This is a genomic window from Candidatus Schekmanbacteria bacterium (assembly GCA_016219965.1).
In the GTDB taxonomy this organism is placed as follows: domain Bacteria; phylum Schekmanbacteria; class GWA2-38-11; order GWA2-38-11; family J061; genus JACRJM01.
The window spans coordinates 188,847-205,916 of the sequence record JACRJM010000004.1; the positions used below are offsets into that span (position 1 = coordinate 188,847).

Genomic DNA, 17,070 nt, shown 5'->3' on the forward strand with positions numbered 1-17,070 from the left:
TCACGGGCAAATAACCTGCCGTTTATTTAGTTTGAGGGATCCGGCTCTATCTTAGGTTGGTCAGTCGAACCGGAGTCTTCAGCAGGAGTGTTAGCGTCATGCTGGCGTCTTGATATTTTCTCTTCCTGTTTCTTTTTCCGTTTGATTTCTTTTTGCCTTTTGTTGCTTTTATAATTGCCGGAACGCGAAGCCATAGCTGCCCCCCATATAATAGTTTTATAGTGATAATTTACAAACTGACTGCTGAAGTACATTAAAAAGCGAGAAGCAATAATTTCAGGAAATATTGAAAAGGGAGGCTCCTTATAGGGGAGCCTCCTTCACAGGTTTACAGTTTTACGATGTTTACTGCCTTTGGGCCTTTGTCACCTTTTGCAACATCAAAGCTCACTGAATCACCTTCGGAGAGATTTTTGAATCCATCTCCCTGGATTTCAGAATAATGTGCGAACACATCTGGGCCACCATCACTCTGAGTTATGAAGCCAAATCCCTTGGATTCATTGAACCACTTTACTGTTCCGTTTGCCATGCTAAATAACCTCCATAAATATTGAACCACTAAACTGCCGTAAAAATACGGCTCCCAACAAAAAAAGTCCACAAAGTATAAAGTCTTTGTGGACTCGCTGTTACAAAAACTCAAGATACTTGTGGTATATTGGCAACATTTATTTTGAAAAGTCAAATAATAATGTTATCCTGTTAAAAAAAGAACAATACTATAAGAAATATCACATTGTGAGATTTAATGGTGTGATGAGGCAAAACACCTCTCTTTTGAGCTTCAATTGAAAATTATTTTTTCTGGGATATAATGAGAAACATAGTTGGCTATTTTATCTGTTATTTGTTATATGGTTACTGTAAACTGTAAGTCGTGAATATTAATGAGTCTGACTTCAAATATAGAGTTAACCGGATTTTAACTTCTAAATTGTTACAGTTTAACCTATTATCAATAAAAGACTGGTAGAGCTTCCCGGTTTTAAAAAGCTGCGGGGCTATTTTATTAAACACTGAAAGGGGTACAAGGTTATGGGAAACAAATTGTTCGTAGGAAGTCTTCCTTTTAATGCAACAGAAGATGATCTGAATAGTCTCTTCTCAAAAGTTGGGAAGGTTGAATCTGTAAAGATAATAACCGACACATACTCTGGGCGGTCAAAAGGATTTGGTTTCGTTGAAATGGGATCAGATGAGGATGCAAAGAAAGCTATCTCAGAAATCAATGGAACGTCATTCATGGAAAGAACAATTATTGTAAATGAAGCGCGTCCAAAGGAGTCAGGAGGAGAGCGTAGAGGTGGTTTCGGCGGCAATCGCGGAGGCGGAGGCGGTTTTGGCAATCGCGGTGGCGGCAGTGGTGGTTATGGCGGCGGAGGTGGCGGACGCGGTGGTGCAGGCGGAAGTCGCGGCGGCGGAAGCGGCGGTTATGGCGGTGGACGCGGTGGTGCAGGCGGCAATCGCGGAGGCGGCGGGCGCAGTGGTTCAGGCGGTGACAGGGGTTCCAGCGGCAGTGGCGGCGGAAGAGGATTTAACAGATAATTAATCAGGACTTGTAATACAATAAGATTTAACTAAATTGATTCACTTTATAGCCTCAGGGGAAATAAAGTCCTGAGGCTGTTTTATTTATGTGCTGTTTTATCTATGTAAAGAAAGGATTTAAAAAGCAATGAGCAATGAACCAAACAAAGTTATCTATTCAATGATCGGTGTGAGCAAATTTTATGACAAAAAACCGGTCCTGAAAGATATCTATCTCTCTTATTTCTACGGGGCAAAAATCGGTGTCATAGGTCTTAACGGTTCAGGGAAAAGCTCTCTTCTCCGCATACTTGCAGGAAAAGATAAAGCATTTAACGGAGAGACAGTTCTTTCACCCGGGCACACTATAGGTTCTCTTGAACAGGAACCGGAACTGGATAATGACAAGACAGTGAGAGAGATTGTGCAAGAGGGCGTCCAGGAGGTAGTTGATGCCCTTAATGAGTATAACCGCATAAATGAGAAATTTGCAGAGCCCATGTCTGATGATGAGATGAATAAACTTATCGAAAAACAAGGTGTGGTGCAGGAGAGACTTGATGCCCTCGATGCATGGGACCTTGATTCGCGTCTTGATATGGCAATGGATGCCCTTCGCTGTCCTCCGGCGGATACTCCTGTAAAAATTCTTTCAGGAGGTGAGAAACGCCGTGTCGCTCTTTGCAGGCTTCTCCTTCAGAAACCGGACATCTTACTCCTTGACGAGCCGACCAACCACCTTGATGCGGAAACTGTCGCATGGCTTGAACATCATCTTCAAAGCTATGCAGGCACAGTCATTGCAGTCACCCATGACCGCTATTTCCTTGATAATGTGGCGGGATGGATATTGGAGCTTGACCGCGGAGAGGGAATACCATGGAAGGGGAATTATTCTTCATGGCTTGAACAGAAAAAGAACCGGCTTGCGCTGGAAGAAAAATCAGAGAGCGAAAGACAGAAGACACTTCAGCGAGAGCTTGAATGGATAAGCATGTCTCCAAAGGGGCGCCATGCAAAGGCAAAGGCGCGTATCAATTCCTATGAAGAACTCTTAAGTCAGGATAATGAAAAAAAATCAAGGGAGCTTGAAATCTACATCCCGCCAGGACCGCGCCTCGGCGATGTAGTAATCGAAGCCAACAATGTGGGCAAGGCATACGGTGAAAATATCCTTATGGAAGATATGACATTCATGCTTCCCCCGGGCGGTATCGTCGGAGTCATCGGACCTAACGGAGCAGGAAAGACAACGCTTTTCCGGATGATAACACAAAAGGAAAATCCTGATTCAGGGGTATTTAAAATAGGCGGGACAGTTAAGCTTGCCTATGTTGACCAAAGCCGCGATGACCTTGATCCTGAAAAATCTATCTGGCATGTGATCTCGGATGGAAAGGATGTAATCCAGATCGGAAAGCGGGAAGTGAATTCACGCGCCTATGTTGCACGTTTTAATTTCTCAGGCCCTGACCAGCAGAAAAAAGTTTCAATGCTGTCGGGAGGAGAAAGAAACCGCGTTCATCTCGCAAGGATGCTGAAAGAAGAGGCAAATGTCCTTCTCCTTGACGAGCCTACGAATGATCTTGATGTCAACACCATGCGTGCCCTTGAAGAGGCGCTTGAGAATTTTGCGGGCTGTGCAGTTGTCATAAGCCATGACCGCTGGTTCTTAGACCGCATCGCCACACATATACTTGCCTTTGAAGGTGAGAGCAAAGTGGTCTGGTTTGACGGGAATTATTCAGAGTACGAGGCTGACAGAAAAGCACGTCTCGGTGTCGAGGCAGATCAACCGCATAGGATTAAGTATAGGCATCTCACAAGAATATAATAGGTATTGCGGCGTTCCCATTTTTTCCCTATTGACCAATTCCTTTGGCAGGTCTAAAAGACAAAAAACGCAGATGATCTTAACGAGCAAAGGAGATAATGATGAAGATTCTGATTGCTGACAAATTCCCTGATAAACAGATTGATGAAATCAAGAAAATGAAAGTTGTGCTTGAATATGCTCCAAAATTAAAATCAGAAGAACTCCCTGAAGCAGCCAAAGAAGCTGATATATTAATTGTCAGGTCAACAGAAGTCCATGCTGACTGCATTGAAAAGAGCAGCAAATTAAGTCTCATAATCCGCGCAGGTGCAGGAGTAAATAACATAGATATGAAAGCCGCAAGCGAGCGGGGAATCTATGTTGCCAACTGCCCGGGGAAAAACAGCATAGCAGTGGCAGAATTAGCTATGGGGCTTATCCTCTCCCTTGACCGCAGTATTCCTGATAATGTCATGGATCTGAGGGCCGGGAAATGGAATAAAGGAAAATACTCGAAGGCTGATGGTATCTTCGGAAAAACGCTTGGAGTCATAGGTGTAGGACAGATTGGAAAAGAAGTAATTAAAAGGGCAATACCATTTGGTCTTAAAGTAGTAGCATGGTCAAGGTCTCTCACACCTGAGGCATCTGCAGAGCTTGGAGCAACTTATTATCCATCCGTAAAAGAGCTTATCCCTCAGTGCGATATCATCTCAGTTCATCTTGCTTTGAAACCGGAAACCAGAGGGCTTATAAGCAAAGAACTCATTGCAGCTATGAAGCCGGGGACATTATTTATCAATACTGCAAGGGCAGAAATCGCAGATGAGGCGGCTATTCTCGAGGCTGTAAAGGCAGGCAAAATCCGCGCCGGTCTTGATGTAATCAAAGACGAGCCTGAGGCAAAAGAAGGGGAATTTACAGGGGCTATCGGGAAACTTCCTGATGTTTATGTAACCCATCATATCGGTGCTTCAACAGAGCAAGCGCAGGATGCGGTGGCGTCAGAAACTGTAAGAATCCTTAAGAATTATATCTCGCAGGGGATAGTTGATAACTGGGTCAACAGATGCAAAAAGACAAAGGCAATGTGGCAGCTTGTCGTCCGTCATTATGATAAGCCCGGAGTGCTTGCCAATGTTTTAAATGAACTAAAATCTGACGGGATAAATATTGAGGAAGTGGAGAATGTTATCTTTGAAGGTGAAAAAACAGCCTGCTGTACAATACGTCTTGATTCCAAGCCATCTGATAGCGCGATTGCAAAAATCGGCAGCAGACCGACCGAAGTCATAAATGCAACCCTCATTGATTTAGGGGATCTCGGGGAATAACGGGAGAAATAAAATGGCACAAAATCCGGTGAGGTGGTTTGAGATTTATGTTCAGGACATGAATCGGGCCAAAAAGTTCTACGAGGCCGTCTTCAATGTGAAGCTCGAAAGACTTGATACCCCGGACATCGAGATCTGGAGTTTTCCCTGGCAGGAGGATCAAATGGGGACCGCTGGAGCATTGGTAAAAATGAAGGGGATCGAGTCCGGTGGCAACAGCACTATCGTATACTTTGCTTGTGATGACTGTGCAGTTGAAGAGAGCCGTGCTGAAAAGTTTGGCGGAAAGATAGAGAAGCGGAAAACCTCAATAGGCCAGTATGGATACATCTCTTTGGTGTACGATACCGAAGGGAATATTATAGGCTTACATTCAATGTGATAGGCTCAATTACCTGACAACGCCTGCATTAAACTGGCACTTCGGTAAACTTTTTCAATCCGCACATTCTGTGCTCACACCTGACACTTGCGGCCATTTGAATTTGTATTTTCCCAGAATTTATCGTAAATTTTTTACAAAGAGTAGCACTGATTAATAAAAAGGAGGTGCGCCATGAAAAAGGCTGAACTAAAAAGTTTCTGGAAGCCAGATGAGGTTCGCAAGTTCCCAAAGGGGCGGTTGGAACTCATTAAGATAGATGGTGCGACCATTGGGCGTGCTGTATTTGAACCTGGCTGGAGATGGGCAACATCGGTCCAACCTATTGCCAAGACTAAAAGCTGTGAGGCACCGCACTTGCAGTATCATGTGTCCGGGGTGCTTAAAGTTCAAATGGACGACGGAACTGAGTTTGAGTGTAAACCTGGCGATGTTTCTCTGCTCCCATCCGGACATGACGCCTGGGTAGTTGGAGATGTGGAAGCGGTTGTTGTCGATTTCCAGGGGATGGCAGATTACGCAAAGTGAAAGTAGGTGGTACCTATTATCTCCATGTTTGCAGTTCGATGATATTGCCTTCCGGATCAGCAAGGTAAATAAAGGTCAATATTCCTACTCCGCTCACTTCCGATGAGGTGATATCACCGACTTTGGTACCGCCGTGTTTTAGAACGTCAGTTATGCTCTGGCTGATATCATCAACTTCGAAAGCAAGATGCATTATACCTTCCCGATTTGCTGCAATGGACGACCGTGGCTTGTTCTCTTTATATTGATAAATTTCTAATGTCGGACCGCTATCGCCATGTCCCGGCAGTCTCAAATGTGCGCCGGTGAAATGAGCATTAGGGACGCCGGTTCCTTTTGCCAGCCATTCACCCTCAAGATCGCGTGCAGGCGGCACAATTTCACAGCCAAAAACGTCCTGGTAAAACTTGGCAAGCAACTGCCAGTCTTTAGCGATGATATTGGTATGCTTGTATTTTGCGTTCATTTTAATAAAAATATCATGACAGTTTTGCAGAATCAATTCAATATGTAGTAAATATTAAAACATGTTTTTTATTTTTGTCATTCCCGCGTAAGCGGGAATCCAGAGGATGTATAAATGAAAAACTATTATGTTTATATTCTGAGCAATAAACGTAATGGTACTTTATATGCTGGTGTGACATCAGATTTAATTAAACGTGTTTACGAACACAAAAATAATCTGGTTGATGGTTTTACAAAGAAATATGGTGTTCATTTTTTGGTATGGTACGAAGTGCATACATCAGTAGAGGAAGCTATTAAGAGGGAAAAGCAAATCAAGAAGTGGAACCGTAAATGGAAGCTGGAATTAATTGAGAGTTTCAATAAAGAATGGAAAGACTTATATGAGCAGATATGTGAGTAGACTGGATTCCCGCTTTCGCGGGAATGACAACAAAAAAAAGAATGACAACAGAAAAGAAATGACAATAAAAAAGGCAATTAAATAAGAGTATGCTTCTAATCCATCCGCCTGTAGCAAAGCCTTGTGAGCCGCCGTCTGGCATCGCAAGGCTTTCGGGGGCTCTTTATGCTCATGGGATCAAACATACAATCCTCGATGCCAATCTTGAGGCGCTTATTTACAACATAGATAACGCCAGACATCTTACATCTGGACAATATGACAAATGGACTGCGCGCGCATTGCGAAATCTCTCGGCAAATCATGAGGCGCTTAAAAACCTGCGCACTTATCAGAATATTGACCGCTACAAACGGGGAGTAATTGATCTAAACCATGCGATTGAACAAATGGGAAAGAACGGTGCGACTCCCGGAATTTCAAATTACAGCCATGAATATCTTTCACCTGTGAAAAGCGATGACCTTTTACTTTCTGCTAAAAGACCTGAAGAGAATCCATATTATCCATATTTTAGCAAGCGCCTTCCCGCTCTCATTGAAAAAAGTGATTCAAAATTCGCAGGGTTTTCTCTTAATTATTTAAGCCAGGCATTATGCACCTTTGCAATGATAGGTTTTCTCAAACAGCGCTTTCCGGATTTGTCTATTATACTTGGCGGAGGACTTGTGACTTCATGGATGAGGAATCCCCGCTGGAAAAATCCATTTGCGGGGCTGGTGGCTCATATTGTTGCGGGGCCGGGAGAAGAAAAACTTATCAATATTCTGGGTGTAAATGATTTTAAGGAGGGGTATTACAAGCCGGATTACAGCTTGCTTCCATTGGATGATTATCTTTCCCCGGGACGAATCCTGCCTTACAGCGCCTCAAGCGGATGCTACTGGCATAAATGTTCTTTCTGCCCGGAAAAGGCTGAAGGAAATTCATATATGCCGGTGCCGGCTGATACAGCGATAGATGATATCAACGAGCTTTCCTTAAAAACAAAACCAGTGCTTATCCATATGCTTGATAATGCGATCAGCGAGTCTATGCTAAAAAAGATGGCTCAAAATTCGTCCGGTATTAACTGGTATGGCTTTGCGCGTATAACGCCTCTGCTTGCAGATATTGACTTTTGCATTGCGCTTAAAAAATCAGGATGCGTGATGCTGAAACTTGGCATTGAGTCTGGTGACCAGAACGTACTTGATAAGATGAACAAGGGGATTGATATTGAAACCGCTTCACTGGCATTAAAGACATTGAAAAGGGCAGGGGTGGCAACCTATGTCTATCTGATTTTTGGTACACCTGCTGAAGCTCTTCCATCAGCCAGAAAAACACTTGAATTCGTGGTTAACCATAAGAATGAAATCGGTTTTCTGAATGTCGCGATATTTAACATGCCTGTCTGCTCTGCGCAAACTCTGCAATTTGAGACAAGGAGTTTCTATGAGGGAGACCTCTCCCTTTATACTGATTTTACGCATCCGGAAGGGTGGAACAGGAAAGATGTGAGGCTGTTTATAGAGAATGAATTCAAAAGACAAAATGCTGTGTCGGAGATACTGAAAAAAGATCCACCTGTTTTTACCTCAAACCACGCCTCTTTTTTTATATAGTGCAAAATTGACTTCTGTCTAGTATACTTTTTTTGATTCTGTTCTATTGCACTTTTTCCACTATTGTGCTTAATCGCTTTTCACATATTATTTTTATTTGCTGGTGAAGTGGTAGATTTCCAGAAAAGGAGACTTATAAAATGTATGTACCTACAAAAATTTTTTTCACAAAAGGGGTTGGGCAAAATAAGGAGAAGCTTGTAAGTTTCGAGCTTGCGCTTCGGCATGCAAGGATTGCTTCTTTCAATCTTGTAAGGGTATCGAGCATATTCCCCCCTCACTGCGAAATAGTTACGGCTGAGAAAGGCCTTGAACGGCTTAATCCTGGACAGATTGTCCATGCTGTTATTTCCGAGGCATCGACCAATGAACGGCACCGTCTCATAGGGTCTTCCATAGGAGTTGCCATACCAAGGGACAGAGACCGCTTTGGTTATCTTTCAGAGCACCACAGCTTCGGCGATGATGACAAAGCGACAGGCGATTATGCGGAAGACATCGCAGCGCAGATGCTCGCCACGATTCTTGGCGTAGAGTTCGATGTTAATGAAAGTTATAACAAGAGGCTTGACCAGTGGAAGTTGAGCGATCAGATAGTAAAGACCCGCAACGTTACGCAGACGAGTGTTGGCAAGAGCGGCATGTGGACTACGGTTGTGGCGGCGGCTGTTCTGATAGCGTAATATTTCGTTACTTCTTTTGCGTGCCCAAAAGAAGTAACCAAGAAAAGGACACCCCGGAAAATTTCCAGGCGGTTCGCTCGGTTGTCCTTCAGTAAATTTTTTCAACTCGCACGTCCTGTGCTCAAACAAGAAAAAATTTTTAACCTTCAGGACTTCCCTCGCTCACCTGAAATTTTCAAGGGGGGTGAAATGACAAGAAGCAAATGCAACTGCATTTTGAATATGCTCCGCTTTTCTCACCGTCAGCTTCCTCGTCTAACATCCAAATCTTGCATTTGAAAAAATTTCCGGACTTTTCCCAGGTAGTCTCTAAGAATGCTCTGGCTTACCAGATGAGAATTTCTTTTTGTGCGGTTTCCCGGTATGATGGGGGCGGCCATGCACGTTAGTCCTTTTTCCCTTATGTGCTGAAAAAGAGCGGGTGTCTTTTCTCTGCGCATGAGCACTTTTCTTAATATAAAGAGGTGCGGGCCTGATATACTCAGTGACTATCATATCGTCTGTGATATGAGTAACCGGTATTTTGATCTTTATGAAGTTTTCTATCTCTTCGAGAGAGTGGACGTATTCCTCACAGGCAAGGCTTATTGCCTTTCCAGAGGCGCCTGCCCGGGCGGTTCTTCCGATCCTGTGCACATAGTCTTCGGAATCAGAAGGAAGGTCGTAGTTGATGACATGTGTCACTCCGTCAATATGAAGCCCCCTGCTTGCCACATCTGTGGCTATCAGTATAGGCAGCTTGCCGTCCTTGAATCCGGAGAGCACTTTCATTCTCTTTTTCTGATCAAGATCTCCTGTGATTGAAGCTGTCGGGAATCCATTCGCATTAAGCAGGCTGTCAAGGCGCTCTACAACAGCCTTAGTGTTACAGAAAATAAGAAAGCGTCCGCCGGGATTGTTTTTAAGGATTCCCAGAAGCAGCCCTTTCTTTTCCGACTTGCCGACGTGGTAGACTACCTGTTCAATCAGTTCAACCGTTACCTTTTCAGGTGTTACTGAGAAAGGCACCGGCATATTCATGTGTTCGTAGCAGAGTTCCATCACGCGGTGGGAAAGGGTCGCTGAAAAGAGCATGGACTGGCGTTTATCATATGGAGACATTCTTCTTAGCATGAACCGGAGATCGCTTATAAAGCCCATGTCAAACATACGGTCAGCTTCATCAATAACAAGGAACTGAGTATGTTTCAGGTTATAAACATCCTGCTTGAGATAATCTATGAGACGCCCCGGAGTTCCTATAAGCACATCAACTCCATGAGCAATCTGGTCCCGTTGTTTGCGGTAATCTATGCCGCCGTAGACCGGAACAATTTTGAAACCGCAAGCTTGTCCCAATAATTTTGCTTCCACATCTATCTGAACAACAAGCTCCCTTGTGGGAGCGATGATGAGTACACGTGGAGAGGAATGTCGCTCTGGCGCTGGAATGGCAAGCATTCTCGAAAATACTGCTATCAGAAATGCCGCAGTCTTCCCCGTGCCGGTCTGTGCCTGCGCAGCTATATCCTTGCCCTGTAATGCCGACGGCAGCGTCTGTGCCTGAACAGGAGTGCACTCAGTGAAACCAGCGGCTTTTATTCCTTCAAGGACCTTGTCCGGAATGTTCAGTTCGTCAAATCTCATTTCTTTATAGTATACACTAAGAAAAGGCCTACAGTAAAGGAGCTAAAACGCAAAAGTGAAGAAAAGCAGAAAAATCATTCATGCTATGTGGGATATACACGGGAAGAAGAACGGAAAGCTTTTAATACTTCAAACCAGAGAATGCTCATAATTCCTGCTGAAACGCAAATTATGATATCAATTCCGTGTAATGTGCTGAAGCGGAACAACTCTTTAAAAAAGGGAACATAAAGCACTATCCCAAGAAACAGGATTGCACCTCCCAGAACCCACCAGAGGGCTGAGTTTGGATTGCGGAAAGTGCTTAGTATGCTTCTTGACCAAGAGCGGTTTGTAAGAATCAATCCGATGTTGGCGACTATCAGTGTTGTAAAACAGAGCGTGCGTGCGTCAAGCTCTCCCTGCCCGCGATAAAGGGCAATGACATATACGGCCATTACTACCATAAGGACGATTGCGCCCTGCAGAATGCTGTAGGTAATCATTTTTCTGTCAAACAGAGGAACTCCAAGCTTGCGGGGCGGACGTCCCATGATATCCGTTTCCTCCGCTTCCGCCTCAAAAACTACGGAACATGCCGGATCAATGATGAGCTCCAGAAAAACAATATGTACCGGCAGGAGTACGAGCGGCCAGTTGAAAAGGACAGGGAAAAGGGACATGCCGGCAATGGGTACATGTACTGCAAATATATATGCCATTGCCTTTTTAAGGTTATCAAATATTCTTCTGCCCATCCTTACTGCCTGCACGATGGATGAAAAATCATCATCAAGAAGCACTATTGCCGAAGCCTCTCTGGCAACGTCAGTGCCTCTGCCTCCCATAGCTATGCCGATATGTGATGCCTTTAATGCAGCGGCATCATTCACTCCGTCTCCTGTCATTGCAACAATCTTTCCGTTAGCTTTGAGCGCATTGACAATCAGGAGCTTTTGTTCCGGGACTACCCTTGCAAAGATATTGACTGACTTTATCCTTTCCTGTAATTCTTTCATGTCCATCTTTTCAAGCTCAGGGCCGGTAATAACATCTTTGCAGTTACTTAGCCCTATTTCAGAAGCTATATTCTGTGCCGTTACTGGATAATCGCCGGTTATCATTACAACCCGGATCCCGGCAGTGTAGCACTCTTTTATGGCGCAAGATACGCTTGGCCGCACAGGATCAGCTAACCCGATAAGTCCGATAAAATTAAATGTGAAATCGTGCTGACCTTCGGGAAGAGATTTCTTCGAGAATGCTGATTTGGCTACGCCAATGACCCTCAAACCATCCCTTGCCATGATATTTATTTTTTCCGAAATGCTCTGCCTTGTTTTTTCATCGAGATGGCATATATCTGCGATAGCCTCCGGTGATCCCTTGGAAGCAATTATGTAGCTGTCATTCTCCGGTGATTTCCAGACGCGCGACATCGCCAGCAGATGAGGAGAAAGAGGGTACTCTTCTATAAGAGTCCAGTCGTAATGCAGATGTTCTGTGTTTGAAAGTGTTCGTTCACCAAGGCTTCTCAATGCTTTTTCCATGGGATCAAAAGGGTCTGTCTGGCTTGCAAGTATGCTGAATTCCACGGTTTCGTGAAGATTATCAGGAAGTATTTCTTTGCTGTCCGTGATGTCAAAAAAAGTCCCGTCTGTACAGATTTTTTTTACTGCCATCTGATTCATGGTAAGAGTGCCGGTTTTATCAACGCAGAGGACAGATGCCGAGCCCAGTGTTTCCACTGCCGGTACCCGTCTTGTCAAAACACGTTTTTGTGAGATCCTCCATGCCCCGACAGCAAGGAATATCGTGAGAACAACTGGAAACTCCTCAGGAAGCATAGCCATGGCAAGAGTTATTCCGGCAAGAAAACCATTGAGCCAATTCCCGCGGGTTAATCCGTATGCCACAATAATTATCACGCAGAGAGATAGTCCAAGAATGGCAAGGTTGCGTACTATTTTTCCTGTCTCAATCTGCAGGAGAGTTTCTTCCTCTTCGATTGTTTTTAGAGCTGTGCCGATTTTGCCTATCTCAGTATTGATCCCTGTTTTACGGGTTTCAGCTATTCCGAAACCCTGTACGACTAATGTGCTTGAGAATACAAAGGGAAGGTCGTCTCCTCCGGGACGGGACATCTCTGAAATTTCACCTGTTGCTGATTTGCGGACAGGAACGGATTCTCCGGTAAGCAATGATTCGTCAACGGAAAGGTTTAAACATGAAAGTAAAACTGCATCCGCAGGGACTCGATCTCCTTCTGACAGGATCATTATATCTCCGCACACCACTGCTCTGCCCGGAATTCTTCTTTGCGAGCCGTCCCTTATTACAAGTGCGCGGGGGCTTGCAAGATCGCGCAATGCCTCAAGTGCACGCTCTGTTTTTCGCTCCTGGTAGAGGGTGATTCCCATGACGATAAATACAAAGCCAAGGAGCATGAGGGCTTCCTGAACATCTCCTAAAAAAAGGTAAATCCCGCCGCCGGCAATCAGGAGAAGAAACATAGGTTCCTTTACGACATCGTAGGCAATGGAAAATATGCTTCTCTTTTTACTGGAAGGGAGTTCGTTATAGCCTTCAGACTTGAGCCTGTCTGCGGCTTCTTTCTCTGAAAGTCCGGTTATGCTCTCTATGTCAAAATGAGTTTTTGGAAGAGCCTTTGCCATTTGTCAGCCAATCAATCTATTAATCAATTTATGCTTATTCTATGGTTTATTTTTTAATAAATTCCACTGCGAATGCATAGATTTAGAAAAAAGCCAAGATGTATTTAGATTATGGTTAGCTTGTTAGCTGATGTAAATTTACTGTAAAAAACATCAGTGACCAGGCAGGCATTTTATCTATTATATCATCACTTGTCAGCGGCTGCTTGAAATTTTGTATGATGAGCTCCGTGACATTGTTGAAGCAGATGAGCGCCGAGGATTAGAACTAGCACTGCGATTCGCGGTTCCGCGAGCAGCAGGTTTGGCCTTCTGCCATTTCTGTGCTGAAGATGCAGGTTTACTGCTTCCATATGATGCCGGTTTTCTATTATTACTGTGATAAGAAGTTTTACTACGCGGCTCTCTGGCAAACTCTGTATTGCGGGCAGGTGCCTGTTTCTTATAATCGAAATTTTCAAGTTTCCTGCGCTCAACTTTTTCTTTGAGCACCAGTTCAATGCTTCGCACCATTCCCTCGTCTTCACGTGTAATGAATGTGAATGCATCGCCGGTCTTCTCAGCGCGCCCTGTACGTCCTATCCGGTGGGTGTAAGCGTCTGCTGTATCAGGCATATCGTAGTTTATTACGTGTGATATTCTTGTGACATCGATGCCGCGCGCTGCAATATCAGTCGCAACAAGGACCTGATATAAACCGCGGCGAAATCCATCGAGCGCCTCCTGCCGTTTGTTCTGTGACAGGTTACCCTGAAGGGATGCAGCACGAAAGCCTGCCTTACCCAGTTGTTCTCCTACACGTTTGGCACGGTGTTTGGTGCGTGTAAAGACCAGCACCGATTCAGTGTCGGTATTGCGCAGAAGCTCAAGAAGGAGTGCGGTTTTAAGATGCTGGTCTACAGGATAAAGTGCATGAGAAACTGTGCATGCCGGCGCTGAGTGATTGACCTGCACTGTTACCGGAGATTGCAGTATCTCATGGGCAAGACGTCGGATATCATCCGGCATGGTTGCCGAGAACAAAAGTGTCTGCCGTTTTACAGGCAAACTCTTTATTATTTTCCTGATATCAGGCATGAATCCCATGTCGAACATGCGGTCTGCCTCATCGAGGACAAGTACTTCTAAGTTAGAAAGTCTGATGGTCCCCTGACTAACGTGATCCAGCAGGCGTCCCGGGCAGGCGACGACTATATCAACGCCTGCTTTCAGTTTCTGCTTCTGCGGTTCATAGCTTACGCCGCCATATATGGTGACACTCTTAAGGCGGGTCTTACTGCCAAGCTGTACTATAGCATCGTGTATCTGTTCCGCCAGTTCGCGGGTAGGAGCTATAATGAGTGCACGGATACCTCCCCTTGGTCCTTTTATAAGGCGGTCAAGAATGGGGAGAACGAAAGCTGCAGTTTTACCTGTTCCTGTCTGTGCAAGACCCATGACATCCTGTCCACTAATGACAGGCGGCATTGCCTGCATCTGTATAGGAGTTGGCGTAACATAGCCGGCATTTGCGATTCCGTCCGCAACATGGGGGTGAAAATTAAATGTGTGAAATTCCATAGATTCCTTCTTTCAATGTTCGGGGCACACAAAAGAAAAGCCCCGGTGTATTCCGGGGCTTACAATTACGTAGGTTTTGATCCGGGTACAGCAGTTATTGCTTTATTTATTAACAGCTTTAATTAATCCTGTCAAGTATAAGTTAATCAGTCAGCTGTTAATCCGCTGTCAAGCGCCTGTGCATCAACGACTGCAATTGCACTTATATTGACAATATCATTTACTTCGCAGTCTCTCTGAAGGACATGAACAGGTTTCTTCATGCCGACAAGAATAGGACCTATCACATCTGCGCCTCCAAGCCTGTGGAGAAGCTTGTAGGCAATGTTCCCTGATGCAAGGTCAGGGAAGATAAGGATGTTCGCCCCTCCCTTTATCCTGCAGAAGGGATATGTCTTGTCCATTATCTCAGGCATAACAGCTGTATCTGCCTGCATCTCTCCGTCAATCAGGATATCAGGGCGCTTTGAAATCACAATATCAACAGCCCGCTTTACCTTTTCAGAGGCGCTGTGCTTTGTGCTGCCGAAATTCGAGAATGAGAGCATAGCTATCTTTGGAACAATCTCATACCGTTTTGCGAATTCTGCCGCAAGTATTGCTATCTCTGCAAGGTCTTCTGATGTCGGCTCAATGTTTACAGTAGTGTCTGCGAAGATATATACCTTTTTCTTTATTATAATCATGTAGAGGCCGCAGACTTTGTTGAGATTGTTTCTTCTTTTAACTATCTGAAGGGCAGGGCGGATAGTTGCAGGATAGTGCTGTGTTATTCCTGAGACAAGTCCGTCCGCATCTCCCATGTGTAACATCATGGAGCCGAAAAAGTTTGTGTTCTTCATCTGGTACTTGGCTTCGACGAAGGTGACACCCTGTCTTCTTCTAAGGAAGTGAAGCTCATTTACATACTCATCGAACCTTTTGTGTTCCCCGGGTGTTATGATCTCAGCTCCTTTCAGAGAGAGATTATGCTCTTTTGCCTTTGCCATTATATTTTCTTTTCTGCCAATGAGTACAGGCTGAGCGATCTTCTCATCTATAAGAATCTGGCTTGCACGCAGTATTTTATCGTTTTCTCCTTCAGGGAATACTATGCGTTTTGGTTTTGATCTTGCCCTGTTTATTATGCTCCTTACTATCTCCCTTGATTTCCCAAAGCGCGCCTCAAGCTGCGCTTTATATTCATCCATGTCTATATTTAACCTTGCCACTCCTGTTTTGATCGCTGCCATTGCGACTGCCGGTGATTCCCAAAGGAGAACTCTGGGATCGAATGGTTTGGGAATTATATAGCTTGGACCGAATTTCAGATCAGTTATGTCATAGGCCCTGCAGACTGCTTCAGGAACATCCTGCTTTGCAAGCTCGGCGAGTGCCTTCGAAGCTGCAACCTTCATTTCCATATTTATCGCCTTTGCCCTTACATCAAGAGCCCCCCTGAATATGAACGGGAAGCCGAGGACATTGTTGACCTGATTGGGATAGTCTGACCTTCCTGTCGCGAATATTATATCACTGCGCGCTGCGAGTGCTTCCTCATGTGCGATTTCAGGATCAGGATTTGCCATGGCAAAAACTATAGGCTTGTCATTCATGGAACGGAGCATCTTTTGCGTTACGCAGCCCTTTACGGAAACACCGACGAAAGCGTCTGCTCCAGCAAAGGCCTCTTCAAGAGTGCGTAATTTAGTGTTAACAGCAAATCGATCCTTGTATTTGTTCATCCCATCCGTGCGCCCTTTGTAAATAACCCCCTTTGTGTCGCACATGATAACGTTTTCAAGCTTGACCCCGAACTGGAGGTAAAGCTCTGCACAGGCTATTCCTGCGGCTCCTGCGCCGTTGAAAACTACCTTTATCTTGCTTATATCTTTCCCGGTGATTTCAAGGGCATTTAACATCGCAGCGGCAGAGATTATAGCGGTTCCATGCTGGTCATCATGGAAAACAGGGATATTCAGTTCTTTCTTAAGTGTTTCTTCTATCTCAAAACAGTCAGGAGCTTTGATGTCTTCTAAATTTATTCCGCCAAATGTGGGTTCAAGCATTCTTACGAAATTTATAACTTCCTGGGGGGTCTTCGCGTTTATTTCAAGATCGAATACATCTATATCAGCAAATCTTTTGAATAAAACCCCTTTCCCTTCCATGACGGGTTTACCTGCAAGGGCACCGATATTCCCAAGCCCAAGCACTGCCGTACCGTTTGACACAACTGCGACGAGGTTGCCTTTGGCAGTGTATTCATAGGCTTTCTCAGGGTCCTTCTGTATCTCAAGGCATGGATCTGCAACACCAGGAGTGTAGGCGAGAGATAAGTCATGCTGTGTCTGGCAGGGTTTTGTCGGGATTACTTCAATCTTTCCTTTTCTTCCACTGGAATGATACTCGAGCGCGTCATTTTTGCTTACCATTTTATATCTCCATTAGAATAATTGATCATGAACATTTTTTACCAACCACTTACAGAGAGTGAAAA

General features: G+C 44.6%; 15 protein-coding genes. 8 read left to right on the plus strand and 7 right to left on the minus strand.

The features are described 5' to 3' along the window. Positions 1-26: 26 nt before the first annotated feature. Entirely contained in the window at positions 27-194 is a 168-nt protein-coding gene (locus HZA77_06140) for a hypothetical protein (GenBank protein ID MBI5374995.1), read from the minus strand. A gap of 134 nt (positions 195-328) precedes the next feature. Then, complete coding sequence (locus HZA77_06145; GenBank protein MBI5374996.1) at positions 329-532, minus strand: cold-shock protein; 204 nt, start codon at positions 530-532, stop codon at positions 329-331. A gap of 506 nt (positions 533-1,038) precedes the next feature. Between HZA77_06145 and HZA77_06150 the strand changes: the two genes are divergently transcribed. From HZA77_06150 to HZA77_06170, 5 genes are all read left to right on the plus strand, one after another. Further along, a complete protein-coding gene (locus HZA77_06150) occupies positions 1,039-1,548 on the plus strand; it encodes an RNA-binding protein (GenBank protein MBI5374997.1) in 510 nt (169 codons plus the stop codon). Between the two features lie 130 nt (positions 1,549-1,678). Continuing rightward, positions 1,679-3,364, plus strand: coding sequence for an energy-dependent translational throttle protein EttA (ettA, locus tag HZA77_06155; protein MBI5374998.1), 1,686 nt, complete (start codon positions 1,679-1,681; stop codon positions 3,362-3,364). Between the two features lie 101 nt (positions 3,365-3,465). After that, positions 3,466-4,680: a hypothetical protein gene (locus HZA77_06160; protein ID MBI5374999.1), complete on the plus strand. Its 1,215-nt coding sequence runs from the start codon at positions 3,466-3,468 to the stop codon at positions 4,678-4,680. A 13-nt stretch (positions 4,681-4,693) separates the two neighbouring features. Continuing rightward, positions 4,694-5,062, plus strand: a complete 369-nt coding sequence (locus HZA77_06165) for a VOC family protein (protein MBI5375000.1) — start codon at positions 4,694-4,696, stop codon at positions 5,060-5,062. A 174-nt stretch (positions 5,063-5,236) separates the two neighbouring features. Continuing rightward, positions 5,237-5,590 (plus strand): cupin domain-containing protein, encoded by a 354-nt coding sequence (locus tag HZA77_06170; protein MBI5375001.1) that lies wholly within the window; start codon positions 5,237-5,239, stop codon positions 5,588-5,590. A 16-nt stretch (positions 5,591-5,606) separates the two neighbouring features. On the opposite strand, the gene HZA77_06175 is transcribed toward HZA77_06170, so the two are convergent. Next, complete coding sequence (locus HZA77_06175; protein ID MBI5375002.1) at positions 5,607-6,056, minus strand: VOC family protein; 450 nt, start codon at positions 6,054-6,056, stop codon at positions 5,607-5,609. A 114-nt stretch (positions 6,057-6,170) separates the two neighbouring features. Here HZA77_06175 and HZA77_06180 point away from each other — a divergent pair, with 114 nt between their 5' ends. The 3 genes from HZA77_06180 (at position 6,171) to HZA77_06190 (ending at position 8,751) form a co-directional block, all read left to right on the plus strand. After that, the gene (locus tag HZA77_06180) at positions 6,171-6,461 is read left to right on the plus strand and encodes a GIY-YIG nuclease family protein (GenBank protein MBI5375003.1); all 291 of its coding nucleotides are present in this window, start codon (positions 6,171-6,173) and stop codon (positions 6,459-6,461) included. Between the two features lie 89 nt (positions 6,462-6,550). Further along, positions 6,551-8,068 (plus strand): radical SAM protein, encoded by a 1,518-nt coding sequence (locus tag HZA77_06185; GenBank protein ID MBI5375004.1) that lies wholly within the window; start codon positions 6,551-6,553, stop codon positions 8,066-8,068. Positions 8,069-8,208: 140 nt separating this feature from the next. Continuing rightward, complete coding sequence (locus HZA77_06190) at positions 8,209-8,751, plus strand: arginine decarboxylase, pyruvoyl-dependent (GenBank protein MBI5375005.1); 543 nt, start codon at positions 8,209-8,211, stop codon at positions 8,749-8,751. A gap of 309 nt (positions 8,752-9,060) precedes the next feature. On the opposite strand, the gene HZA77_06195 is transcribed toward HZA77_06190, so the two are convergent. The 4 genes from HZA77_06195 to HZA77_06210 form a co-directional block, all read right to left on the minus strand. Next, positions 9,061-10,377, minus strand: coding sequence for a DEAD/DEAH box helicase (locus tag HZA77_06195; protein ID MBI5375006.1), 1,317 nt, complete (start codon positions 10,375-10,377; stop codon positions 9,061-9,063). An 83-nt stretch (positions 10,378-10,460) separates the two neighbouring features. Then, positions 10,461-13,031, minus strand: a complete 2,571-nt coding sequence (locus tag HZA77_06200) for a cation-translocating P-type ATPase (GenBank protein MBI5375007.1) — start codon at positions 13,029-13,031, stop codon at positions 10,461-10,463. A 195-nt stretch (positions 13,032-13,226) separates the two neighbouring features. Then, positions 13,227-14,591, minus strand: coding sequence for a DEAD/DEAH box helicase (locus tag HZA77_06205; GenBank protein MBI5375008.1), 1,365 nt, complete (start codon positions 14,589-14,591; stop codon positions 13,227-13,229). Between the two features lie 146 nt (positions 14,592-14,737). Then, on the minus strand, positions 14,738-17,005 hold the full coding sequence (locus HZA77_06210; GenBank protein MBI5375009.1) for an NADP-dependent malic enzyme: 2,268 nt from the start codon (positions 17,003-17,005) through the stop codon (positions 14,738-14,740). Between the last annotated feature and the right edge of the window lie 65 nt (positions 17,006-17,070).